Source organism: Butyrivibrio sp. NC2007 (assembly GCF_000421405.1).
Taxonomy (GTDB): domain Bacteria; phylum Bacillota; class Clostridia; order Lachnospirales; family Lachnospiraceae; genus Butyrivibrio.
On sequence record NZ_ATWY01000011.1, the window covers coordinates 1 to 11,689 of the forward strand.

Consider the following 11,689-nt stretch of genomic DNA (forward strand, 5'->3'; position numbering starts at 1 on the left):
GCATGTCAAAGTACCATTTTTATAAAAAAACTCCTAAAAAAGCCTCACATGCATTTTTTGCAACTATAAACCGGAATTCAGTTTTTCATTTGACCAGATATTGAGATATTGAGAGCAGGAAGAGAGCGAAAATGAAGATAGACAGGCTAATAGGGATACTTTCCGTGCTGCTTCAGCAGGAGAAAACTACAGCTCCTGAGCTGGCAGAGCGGTTTGAAGTATCAAAGAGAACCATAAACAGAGACATAGAAGACCTGTGCAAAGCCGGGATTCCGATACAGACTACCCAGGGCGCCCACGGCGGAATCAGTATCATGGATGGATACCGGATGGACAGGACTCTTCTTACGTCAAAAGACATGCAGGTGATCCTTGCCGGTCTCAGAAGCCTTGACAGTATCAGTGGCAGCAGATACTATGGACAGCTCATGGAAAAGATCAGTGCCGGTTCATCTGAGTTTGTGAGTGGCCGTGATTCCATTCTGATCGATCTCTCGTCCTGGTACCGGGATACGCTTGCTCCCAAGATAGAAACTATACAAAGCGCCATTGAAAACAGGCACATACTGACCTTTAAGTATTACAGCCAGAGCGGAGAGAGCAGTCGCAGGATTGAGCCATATTATGTGGTGTTCAAGTGGTCCAGCTGGTACGTGTGGGGATGGTGCCTTAAAAGAAAAGACTTTCGTCTGTTTAAACTAAATCGCATGGATAAGGTCGGTGAGTCGAATGCTGTATTTAAGTGCAGAAGCGTTCCGGCTCCGGATCTTTCAACTGAAAAGTTGTTTCCGGGTGGAATAAAGGTGAAAGCTCTTTTTGCAAAAGACGTGAAGTGGCGCCTGGTAGAAGAGTTTGGCCCTGCGTGCTTTATAGAGCAGGAGGATGGAAAGCTGCTGTTTACGGCGGATTACACGGATATGGAGAACCTCGTTACGTGGATTTTGACCTTTGGAGAAAAGGCGGAGATTCTTGAGCCGAAACAAGCGCGAAAGAGACTGACTGAGATCGTTAGGAATATGAATGATGTTTATAAGGAGGATGAGAAATGAGACTTGATGGATTTGGACTTTTGGTGGAAGACATGGGGAAGATGATCAGATTTTACAGAGATGTTCTTGGATTTGAGATAAAAGAGGCAGAGGATACTTCCAATGTATATCTGGTTAAGGATGGAACTCTTTTCCTGCTGTATGGAAGAGGGGATTTCGAGAAGATGACAAACAGGAAGTATGAGTATGTCAAGGGACTTAACGGACATTCTGAGATTGCACTCTATGTGGATACCTTTGAAGAGGTTGATGCTGCGTTCAAAAAGGCAGTAGAAGGCGGCGCAACAGCGGTGCTTGAGCCTGAGCTTGAGCCATGGGGCCAGCGAACATGCTACATCGCAGACCCTGAAGGAAATCTTATCGAAATCGGCTCCTGGAACAAACCCTACGAAACCAAGGATGTAAAATGAGCCCTAGGGACGGAGTCAGTGGCTCATTTGTGAACCCCGGGGACGGAGTCAAGGGCTCATTTTTTGGAGGGGTGGAGAGGATCAACTATGGCGTTTGATTATAAAAAAGAGTTTAAAGAATTTTATTTGCCGGCATCAAAACCGGAAATTGTAACTGTACCTAAGATGAATTTTGTTGCCGTGCACGGAAGTGGTGACCCTAATAAGGAAGACGGTGAATATAAAAGAGCAATTGGCATGCTTTATGCAATCTCTTTTACCATAAAGATGAGTAAGAAGGGCGTCCATAGAATTGAAGGCTATTTCGATTATGTTGTGCCTCCGCTTGAAGGGTTTTGGTGGCAGGACGGAGTTGAAGGCATAGATTATGCACATAAGGAAAGCTTTAATTGGATTTCTGCGATACGGCTCCCGGATTTTGTGACAAAGGATGATTTTGACTGGGCAGTTGCAGAGGCTACATCTAAGAAAAAGCAGGATTTTTCCAAGGTGGAGTTTATGACTTTGGAAGAGGGCCTCTGCGTCCAATGCCTGCATGTCGGACCATATGATGATGAACCTGCGACTGTAGCGATGATGTATGAGTATATGGAGGAGCAGGGGTATGCACTGGACATTACAGACAAACGACTTCATCACGAGATCTATTTAAGCGATGCTAGGAAGGTGGCGCCTGAGAAACTGAGAACCGTGATCAGGCATCCGATAAAACTTAAGGAGGGTTGAGTAAATGGAGTTTGTCAGGGTTACAAAAGACAATCTGGAAGATGAGCACATTTGTTGTGCTATCTCAAACAATAAAGATGTACAGGTTTCATCCAAGAAGGCATGGCTTGCTGAGAGGTTTGATGAAGGGCTTGTGTTTTTAAAAAGCGCAGAGCGAGGCAAGTGTTTCATTGAATATATTCCTGCTGAGAATGCCTGGGTTCCCATTGTTGCAGATAATTATATGTATATCGACTGCCTGTGGGTATCAGGTGCATTCAAGGGACATGGATATTCTACCGAGCTGCTTGATTCTTGCATTTGCGATAGCAAAGAGAAGGGAAAGCTTGGTCTATGTATTCTGGCTGCAGCAAAGAAAAAGCCTTTCCTGGCTGATCCGAAGTTCCTTACATACAAGGGCTTTACAGTGTGCGATGAAGCAGACAACGGGATACAATTGTGGTACCTGCCATTTGCAGAAGATAGCGTGGCTCCACAGTTCAAAGAGTGCGCTAAACATCCGCATGTAGAAGAAAAGGGTTATGTTCTCTACTATACAAACCAATGCCCATTCAACGCGAAGTATGTTCCGATTCTTGAACAAACTGCCGCTGAGCACAATATCCCATTCAAGGCAATCAGGATAACCAGCAAGGAAGAGGCACAAAACGCCCCCACACCTATAACGACCTACGCATTCTTCTGCGACGGTGAATATGTCACCAATGAGCAGATGAACGACAAAAAGTTTTTGAAGATTGCGAAATGACCCCTAGGGACGGAGTCAGTGGCTCATCTGTGAGCCCTGGGGACGGAGTCAAGGGATCATTTTGCTCAGTCGTTTTACTGTGGCTAAAGAAATATCCATTAACCTCGCAATCTGCTTTATGGTTAAGCCTTTGTCTCTCAACTCGCAGATCAAGCGGTTTCGTTGTACTCTGTTAAGGTTATTTATTTCAGATGTTGAAGTCAGTTTAGATGTTGATATAAAGACTTCCAGGGCTTTTTCATCGGTCAGAAAGATCTTTTGCATTTTATGATCATCTGCAAAAAGTTCATCATTTGAATGATTTGACGCTCTGGAGAAGAATCTGTGAAGAGAATCTCTGTCACCGGCGATCTTGTCAGCAAGACTTGCATCGATCAGAGAATTCTTTTGACCATAATAAGCGTTGTAGCTGCTCCAGCGATATTCTGATGGATAACGACACATGTTTGCTTTGACCGGATTGTTATGTATATAAACTATTGCGGCAAGAAAAGCTCTTTCACTCTCTATTGATGTACTGCGGAATCTATCCTGAAAGAGATGTCCTGTACGCAAATATTTGTTGTTATACCATCGTACAAATTTTGTCCCCAGGCTTTGGAAAAAGACAGAAAGTTTATCCGCGGGGGAATTTAACAATAAGTGGATATGATTATCCATCAAACAATATGCATATACCTTAATGTCATATTTCATTTTGCAATCTGAAAGAATGTAGACAAACTTTTGATAATCAGAATCTTCTTCGAAGATGAGATGTTGATTTACAGAACGAAGTATGATGTGATATATGCCAGTCGAACTCATGATTCTTGGCCTTCTTGGCATATTCTACTCCTTTGCTCACAGAAGAACTCTGTGATTGATATTAATTTAAAACGCATTATACAATTGTTGAAAAAGAAAAGCAATATGAAAATAAAAATGAGCCATTGACTCCGTCCCTAGGGCTCACAAATGAGCTCCTGACTCCGTCCCCAGGGCTCAAAAATGGAGGAACACAATGCACTTTGTCGAAGCAAAAGGAATTCTCACAGAAAACCATGGGCGCCATGGAATGAATATTTACCGCGGATGCACCCACGGTTGTATTTATTGTGACAGCAGAAGCAAGTGCTATCAGTTCACTCATCCATTTGAGGATATTGAAGTAAAGCGCAACGCGCCGGAGCTTCTGGAAAAGGCACTAAAATCCAAGAGAAAAAAGTGCATGATAGGAACAGGTTCTATGTCAGATCCCTATATGCATTGCGAGGAAGAACTGCGCCAGACTAGGCGCTGTCTGGAAGTCATAATGAAGTATGAATTCGGCCTTGCCATCCAGACCAAATCCGACAGAATCCTTCGTGACATAGACCTCCTGGATGAGATAAATCGCAGCGCAAAATGCGTGGTGCAGATGACCCTCACAACCTACGACGATGAGCTATGCAGCATCTTGGAACCCAATGTTTGTAATACAAAGCGCAGGATAGAAGTGCTCGAAGAGATGCAGAAAAGAGGAATTCCAACAGTCGTATGGATCACGCCAATCCTGCCGTTTATCAATGATACTGAGCAAAACCTGACATCAATACTTAAGGATTGCGCTCGCGTGGGTGTAAAGGGTATTATAGATTTCGGCATGGGACTAACGCTTCGGGAAGGCGACCGGGAATACTACTATGCAGCGCTTGATAAGCATTTTCCCGGAATGAAAGAGCGCTATATTACGCGTTACGGAAACGCCTATGATCTTCCAAGTCCTAATGCAAAAGAGCTAATGCAGACCTTCCAAGAGTTCTGCATATCAAACAAAATCATGTACAAGCCGGAAGATTGCTTTAGCTATATGAATGAACTACCTGATAAGTATGAGCAGATGAGCCTGTTTAGCCTGTGACATGACATAAAAAATGAGCCCATGACTCCGTCCCCAGGGCTCACAAATGAGCCACTGACTCCGTCCCCAGGGCTCAAAATGCGAGGAGAGAAATGTACAAGAATATAATGTTTGATCTTGACGGAACCGTGACAGATTCCGGAAGGGCGATCACATCATCAGTTGAATATGCACTGGAACAGTTCGGAATAACGGATCAGTCCAAAGAGAAGCTGGAAACTTTCATTGGGCCGTCTTTGTATGATTCATTTGAGAGAGAGTATCAGTTTCATGGAGAGGATTGCGACAAGGCAGTAGCCCTGTACAGATATATTTATGAAAAAGAGCGCATGTATGATGTCGACATTTACGATGGCATCATCGCGCTGTTGCAGAATCTGAAAGCCCAAAACAAAACAGTCCTTCTTGTGACCAGCAAGCCCATGAAGTTTTCAAAAATGATAATCCAGAAGATCGGAATGTCAGACCTCTTCGATGCCATAATCGCGCCCGAACTAACGGATCACAGCTCTGACAAAAAGAGGCTAATAGAAAAGGCCGTATATGAATACGGCCTTGACAAGAATGAATGTATTATGATTGGTGATACCAAATATGATATCGAAGGTGCCCTGGGGGCCGGAGTAGATAGCATTGCTGTTACCTACGGGTATGGTAATACCGAAAGCCTAAGAGAATCCGGTGCGACGTTTATTGCTGATTCAGTAAAAGACATCTCGGATATATTATCAAAGTCCTGAATATGCACCGATGTTAACGCACTCTGCAGATGTAAAGCTTGCGTTATTCTGTAGATCATTGTACCAGGTTACTACATAAAGGTTACTATCGTTTCCTCTGCAAAGAGCCTTATAATTGGTTCCTGATACAACCTGTGTTGCAAGCAGTGCAATCGGATTGTACATAACAGCTTCATTGTTGATCTTATCAAAGGAAGCCTGTGCATTCTGGTCTGATAACATACCGGGCTTACCTGTTCCGCGTACTGCCCATCCGCCAACCATGCCTTTTCCCATAGGTGCAGTAGTCTGAATGGCATTTACATCAATAGGTGTAGTTCCGATTATTGTATCGATTCCTTGTGTATTCTCGTAAACTGTTACGAAATAGTAACCAGGAACTGCATTGTCTGCTGTTGTTCCATATACGAGATACATGTAGTTTGCTCCTGATACAACCTGTGTTGCGACAAGATCAAGCACCTTGAAGTTGTCACCACTTCCTTTAAGTACAGTCTGAATGCGAGCGTTGTCTTTTTCATTTATCATGACGGGGTTATTCTGTTCTGCAACTTCCCATCCGCCAAGTGTCTTTCCCTGAGCTGCTTCATTTGTTGCTGCAAGTGACTTGAATCCAGTTAAAACAGATGCACAAAGTGCTACGCAGGCGATAGCTGCTATGATTAAATTCATCTTTCTCATATTTTTCATCTCCTTTTTTATTTATTTAGTAGAAACTATCAATTACGATAGTTTTTTTCTATTTTGTGATGATTATATAATTCCCCCTATCACAGAAATGTCACATTATTTGCAACTTAAGCATCGTTTATTGCAACTTAGTACATGAGGCATTGTAACAAGGCTCCGGGCCTAGTAAGGTATGTTTATCAGATGAAACAACAACTACTGCAAAGGAGCTTTTCAAAATGAAAACAATGACACTTACAAAAGACAAAAACAGATTCTTCCAGGGACTTGATTTTTTGAGCTATGCTTTAGAGGCTTTTGCCGTTATCGGATTCGAGCTTTTACTCGCATATGTGATTGAGATAAACGTATATGGATATGACTTTAGAAGTTTTAACATGTGGCAGAGCATTTTGCACTGGACATTAACCGTCATCGTCTGGATATTTGGCGGACTGTATGTTATCAAGGAATGCGCACGTAAATCAGGAGTTGACCTCATCAGGAACTTCAGGGAAAAGAGCCTTATCCGTGGCGCCAAAGAAATGTCTTTAACCCAGTGGGTACTCCTCATCACAGGAACAGCCTTGTGTCTGATCTCCACATGGATTGACTGGGGCGGAAGCAAGGTCCTCAGAGAATTTAGCAAGAAGGGACCGGTTCTTTTCACATTCCAGTACATTTACTATCTGGCAGAGGTATTTCTTGTACTTCTCATCATCGTTTTTGGCCAGTATGCATTTGAAAAGTGGTTCAAAAATGATAAGATTCCCTATGGAGGAATTGTGGTGGCACTTACATGGGGGCTTGGTCACTGGTTTACAAAGGGATCCCTTGTGACCGGTATATCCACTGCAATTGGAGGATTTGTCTTTGGAGGAGTATATCTTCTTACGAGAAGGAATTTAAGACTTTCCTACCTGTTCCTCTGCATCATGTTCATTTTATAAGGGGAAAAGATGAAATTTCTTAAGACCAGAGAGGAAAACATAGAGGAGAACTACTTAGAACTTCACTATGACGTGATAGACAGCGAGACAGCTGCGGTGCTTGAAAGACTTAGGCCTGCGCTGAAATACATAGAAGGAACCACGGATGGAAAGAGGGTGACGCATCCTCTTTCCGCCATATTCTACTTTGAGACCGTGGACAGGAAGACATTTGGTTATACCAAGGATACCTGTATTGAGGTAAAAGAAACTTTGCAGGGAATCATAGATGATCACAAAGACGCAGGTTTTGTGCGGATCAGCAAGTCCTGCATTGTCAATCTCTATAAGATAAAAAGACTTCAGGGAGATCTAAACATGAGGACGCTCATATATCTTAAGAACGATGAGTGCCTTGTGATGAACAGAGGCTATAGAGCAGAGTTCTATGAAGCTTTAAAGAACCTACAGGGGAGGAAAAAAAATGAAACTAATTAACAGAAACAATTTCATCTCCATCGTCTGTATCAGCTTTACACTTATCGTATGCGGTAAGCTTCTGCTCGAAAAGAGTACAGGATTTATCGACAGATATTATACCGAGAATATTTTTACCTGCTTGGGAATCTCGGTGCTGGCGACCTTCGTACTTTCGCTTCACTATTATCTGCAGCGCTTTCCGTTCATACCCGTGGTGATCGGGCAGTACCTTGCGCTAATAGGCTTTGTCTTTTTGTGCATCTGGATCATGGGACATTTTACGGAAAATGCTCCATCAGCCTACAAAGACATGTTCGTTTCGGTGACGATTCCCTATGTAGCAGGGGCAATTGTATACTACATAAGTTTCTTCAGACAGATTAAAAGAGCTAACGAAGTATTTTCCAATCTTGAGTAGCCTTTCATGTAAAAAGAAATGTTTTTTATAACGATTACATGTTTACTTTATACAATATTTATAATCATTGTGTATACTTATAAATAGTGTAGTCGTTGTAAGAAATTTTCATGTTTTATATGGAGGTATATCATGAGTGACAATACGTCTAAGAAAGCAGGCGCATCACCAAAGGCAATCAGTGCTAGGATTTCTGCACTGTTTGTTGCAATGCTTCTCATCACAATCCTGGTAGCTGAGGGAATCACATTTTCTCTTGGTTATTCAATGATCAAGGATCTTATTTACAATTCTTTGGAAAACGAGGTTTCTGTAGATGCCAGTAAGGTAAACAGAGAGCTCAATTCTACATTCTATTACCTCAACGCTGTGGCAGATGCAGTTGAACAGAATGAATTTTCCTCCAATGAAGAAATAATGGGATATCTTGCGGGGACAGTCGGCAGATACGCGCTTCTTCCAACCGGCACGTATGTAATGCTTAATGATAAGACATTTTTGTATCCGGCTGACCCGACATATGAAATAGAAGATTGTACAGAAAATGTTATGTACAAGGAAGCAATGACGTACACAAACAGCTGGTTCTATTACTATGATGTTCCTTATTTTGATAAGGTCACAGGCGGGCTTTGTGCATCTGTTATAAGACGTGTTCATCTTAAGGATGGCAGAGAAGGTGCTTTTGCAGCCGATATGTTCTTATCAAGTGTTCAGGAAGAGCTTGGTAACGTTAAGATATATCAGACCGGCGGAGCTATGATGATCACAAGTCAGGGGCTTTTGCTTACTTATAAAAATGCTGATGTTTGCGGAAGTAATGTAGCTGATATTCAGGATGATCCGTTCCTGACCGCTATTGGCAAGTATGTAGCAGAAGAGTCGGGAAAAGAGACTCATGAAGTAGTCAATGCCAAGATAAACGGAGAAAAGTATTATCTCGCTGCTTCCCAGGTAAGTGGTACTGACTGGTTCGTAATAGTTTATGCTAAGCAAAAAGAGGTGCTCTCAGCACTTATCAGCCTTGTTGCTATTCTTGCAGTTGTTATTGTGATTTCTGTTGCAGCTGTGATCATAATAATGAACATTGTTCTTAGAAAACTTATTAAGAACCCTGTTACAAGCCTCACAGGCAATATTGAAAAGATTTCGAACGGTGACTTCACTGTTGACATATCATCTAACGGTGATGACGAAATTGCATATATGAACAATGCCATGGGCGACTTTGTCAATGGTATGAGAACGTCCCTGAGTGAAATTAAAGATGTTTCCGGCAGACTTCTTGATGATGCACAGAACTCCAAGAGTACAGCTGAAGACCTTGAGGGAGCAGCTAACGAGCAGTCGGCCAGCATGAATCAGATTCGTGAAAACATTGAAAACATGGCCCAGGCTGTCAATGAAGTTGCAGAAAATGCTACAGTCCTTGCTCAGACAGTTGCTAATGTAACAGAGCAGGAGCAGCAGATTGAGGAAACAATGAACGAGCTTGTTTCCAAGGCTGATTCCGGACAGCATGAGATGGCAGGTGTCGCAAACGGAATGAACGATATTGTTGATTCCATGAAGGATATGGCAGATGCAGTTTCAAGTGTTGATGAGGCTGCTGAGAAGATCAATCAGATCGTTGATCTTATCAACTCCATTTCTTCACAGACTAATCTTTTGTCACTCAATGCCAGCATTGAGGCTGCAAGAGCCGGTGAGGCAGGAAAGGGCTTTGCTGTTGTTGCTCAGGAGATCGGACAGCTTGCTCAGAACTCAGCAGACGCTACAAAGCAGATTGCAGACATTATCAAAGACATGTCAGCAAGAGTACAGCAGCTTTCGGAGAAATCTGAGACCAATACTCAGATGATCAACTCAAGTGCTGAATCTATCAATAATGCGGCTTCTACATTTAAGGAAATCACACAGCAGCTGTCAGAAGCCAATGATACACTTACCATTATTGCCGGACAGATGGAGAAGGTTAATGATGTAGCAACAAATATGGCATCAGTTTCTGAAGAGCAGTCGGCATCAACTCAGGAAATTGCCGACAATGTTGAAAGAGTTACAGAAGCTGCCAAGGGTGTTGCATCATCCTCAGAGCTTGTTGCTAGTGCAGCATCTTCAGTATCTGAGGCGGTTGATACCATCAACGGAAACCTTGAGAGATTTACAATTCAGTAAAACAGAGCATGCGAATATGAAAAAGGCTGTGGCTTGGTAAATCTGCTGACAACAATGCTGCTGCGAAAAAAGTGCATAAGTATCTGACAGAGAAGGCATACCAATAAGTGGTATGTCTTTTTTGTAAATGCAATTGACAATACGCAATGTGTATGAAATAATATACGCGTTGAGTATAGAAATTTGTTTGTTGATTGACTGATAGGGGGATACAGAGATGGATAGCAGAGAATACCTGATTGAATTAAGAAATCGCACAGGAATGTCGAGGAAGGAATTCTGCACATATTTTGAGATTCCATATCGCACGCTACAGGACTGGGAACTGGGAAATAGAAAGATGCCTGATTATCTCCTTAGATTGATGGCATATAAGATTGAAATGGAAAAGCTTGTAGAGAGCAAAGAAGATACTAAAAGAAATGGAGATTAATTATTAGTGAAACAATTTGATTTAGAAAAAGTGGAAACAGCGCTTACATTTGTTGAGCGCATAGCAGATGGGAAAAATCCCATTAATAACGATATAGCTGATAAGGCTGATGTAATGAATGATCCTGTCATTATCAGAAGCATGTTTTTTGTAAAAGATGTATTGGCAGAGCTTAAGGATAACAACGGAATTATTGGGAAAACCGGTGGAAACAAGAAAAAAGAATTCCCGATAGAAACGCTTGATAGCTTTAGGTATTCAGAGGTTAAGACAATTACAAGACTGACTGAGCAATTGAATTCCGGAATCGATGAGTCGGTATATAAGAAATTATCATACAGAACAATAACAGACTGGCTTAAGAGAAATGGCTATCTGATTGAAACAGAAGACAGCAAGCTGGGCAAGAAAGTCACACTTACCACAGAAAAAGCTCAGGCTATCGGTATAACACATTCATTGCAAACAAGCATGAGTGGAAACTCATATTACAGAATTGAATATGATAGAACCGGACAGGAATTTGTTGTGCAGAATCTGCCGTCAATGCTTTGAATGCTCTGAATGCTGTATGATTGACTAAGAATATTTATTATGCTATATATAGCATAAAGAAAGGAGGCAGGCATATATGAGTGACTTACAAGAACTAACCAATGAATTGATGCAGGATCCTGATTTTAAAAAGGAGTATGAAGCGCTTCAGCCGGAAATGAATATTACAAGAGCTATACTAGATGCGCGTATACGAGCCGGCATGACGCAAATGGAATTGGCGGAGAAAAGTGGAATTAGTCAGGCTGATATATGTCGTCTCGAGAAGGGAACAAGGAATCCAAGTATAGCTCTTTTGAAACGCCTTGCGGAAGCGATGGACAGTACACTCAGGATAGAGTTTGTTCCGAAAAAATATAAACAAAGAAATACGTAATCATTTGCCTTCTAATACTGCATATGTTAGTATTAGAAGGTCTTTAAATATAAAGAAAGAGCGCTTTGCGTATAGGTGAAGGGATGTTTATCAGAT

General features: G+C 42.0%; 15 protein-coding genes. 13 read left to right on the forward strand and 2 right to left on the reverse strand.

Going from position 1 to position 11,689, the window contains the following annotated elements:
• Window positions 1-131: 131 nt before the first annotated feature.
• The 4 genes from G632_RS0109795 to G632_RS0109810 all read left to right on the forward strand — a co-directional run bounded on the left by G632_RS0109795 (window position 132) and on the right by G632_RS0109810 (window position 2,933).
• Window positions 132-1,049, forward strand: coding sequence for a helix-turn-helix transcriptional regulator (locus G632_RS0109795; protein WP_022768915.1), 918 nt, complete (start codon window positions 132-134; stop codon window positions 1,047-1,049).
• Window positions 1,046-1,459: a VOC family protein gene (locus G632_RS0109800; protein WP_022768916.1), complete on the forward strand. Its 414-nt coding sequence runs from the start codon at window positions 1,046-1,048 to the stop codon at window positions 1,457-1,459. The genes G632_RS0109795 and G632_RS0109800 overlap by 4 nt, the downstream gene beginning before the upstream one ends.
• An 87-nt stretch (window positions 1,460-1,546) precedes the next feature.
• On the forward strand, window positions 1,547-2,185 hold the full coding sequence (locus G632_RS0109805) for a GyrI-like domain-containing protein (protein ID WP_022768918.1): 639 nt from the start codon (window positions 1,547-1,549) through the stop codon (window positions 2,183-2,185).
• A gap of 4 nt (window positions 2,186-2,189) precedes the next feature.
• Window positions 2,190-2,933 carry a GNAT family N-acetyltransferase gene (locus tag G632_RS0109810; protein ID WP_022768919.1) on the forward strand — a complete coding sequence of 248 codons (744 nt, stop codon included), beginning with the start codon at window positions 2,190-2,192 and terminating at the stop codon, window positions 2,931-2,933.
• Between the two features lie 48 nt (window positions 2,934-2,981).
• Here the strand turns inward: G632_RS0109810 and G632_RS19540 are convergent, their stop codons facing one another.
• Complete coding sequence (locus G632_RS19540; protein WP_022768921.1) at window positions 2,982-3,740, reverse strand: transposase; 759 nt, start codon at window positions 3,738-3,740, stop codon at window positions 2,982-2,984.
• Window positions 3,741-3,936: 196 nt separating this feature from the next.
• Here G632_RS19540 and G632_RS0109820 point away from each other — a divergent pair, with 196 nt between their 5' ends.
• A complete protein-coding gene (locus tag G632_RS0109820) occupies window positions 3,937-4,815 on the forward strand; it encodes an SPL family radical SAM protein (protein WP_022768922.1) in 879 nt (292 codons plus the stop codon).
• Window positions 4,816-4,907: 92 nt separating this feature from the next.
• Window positions 4,908-5,555 (forward strand): HAD hydrolase-like protein, encoded by a 648-nt coding sequence (locus tag G632_RS0109825; protein WP_022768923.1) that lies wholly within the window; start codon window positions 4,908-4,910, stop codon window positions 5,553-5,555.
• Here the strand turns inward: G632_RS0109825 and G632_RS0109830 are convergent.
• Entirely contained in the window at window positions 5,544-6,236 is a 693-nt protein-coding gene (locus G632_RS0109830; protein WP_022768925.1) for a hypothetical protein, read from the reverse strand. The genes G632_RS0109825 and G632_RS0109830 overlap by 12 nt on opposite strands.
• Before the next feature lie 227 nt (window positions 6,237-6,463).
• Here G632_RS0109830 and G632_RS22160 point away from each other — a divergent pair, with 227 nt between their 5' ends.
• The 7 genes from G632_RS22160 (at window position 6,464) to G632_RS0109865 (ending at window position 11,593) form a co-directional block, all read left to right on the forward strand.
• Window positions 6,464-7,174, forward strand: coding sequence for a hypothetical protein (locus G632_RS22160; RefSeq protein WP_022768926.1), 711 nt, complete (start codon window positions 6,464-6,466; stop codon window positions 7,172-7,174).
• A 9-nt stretch (window positions 7,175-7,183) separates the two neighbouring features.
• Complete coding sequence (locus G632_RS21190; protein WP_022768928.1) at window positions 7,184-7,651, forward strand: LytTR family DNA-binding domain-containing protein; 468 nt, start codon at window positions 7,184-7,186, stop codon at window positions 7,649-7,651.
• Window positions 7,638-8,051, forward strand: a complete 414-nt coding sequence (locus tag G632_RS0109845; protein WP_022768929.1) for a DUF6608 family protein — start codon at window positions 7,638-7,640, stop codon at window positions 8,049-8,051. The genes G632_RS21190 and G632_RS0109845 overlap by 14 nt, the downstream gene beginning before the upstream one ends.
• A 132-nt stretch (window positions 8,052-8,183) precedes the next feature.
• Window positions 8,184-10,229 carry a methyl-accepting chemotaxis protein gene (locus tag G632_RS0109850; protein ID WP_022768931.1) on the forward strand — a complete coding sequence of 682 codons (2,046 nt, stop codon included), beginning with the start codon at window positions 8,184-8,186 and terminating at the stop codon, window positions 10,227-10,229.
• Window positions 10,230-10,446: 217 nt separating this feature from the next.
• Window positions 10,447-10,662, forward strand: a complete 216-nt coding sequence (locus tag G632_RS0109855) for a helix-turn-helix domain-containing protein (RefSeq protein ID WP_022768932.1) — start codon at window positions 10,447-10,449, stop codon at window positions 10,660-10,662.
• A 6-nt stretch (window positions 10,663-10,668) separates the two neighbouring features.
• Window positions 10,669-11,217: a hypothetical protein gene (locus G632_RS0109860; RefSeq protein WP_022768934.1), complete on the forward strand. Its 549-nt coding sequence runs from the start codon at window positions 10,669-10,671 to the stop codon at window positions 11,215-11,217.
• Window positions 11,218-11,293: 76 nt separating this feature from the next.
• A complete protein-coding gene (locus tag G632_RS0109865; RefSeq protein ID WP_022768935.1) occupies window positions 11,294-11,593 on the forward strand; it encodes a helix-turn-helix domain-containing protein in 300 nt (99 codons plus the stop codon).
• The last annotated feature ends 96 nt before the right edge of the window (window positions 11,594-11,689 follow it).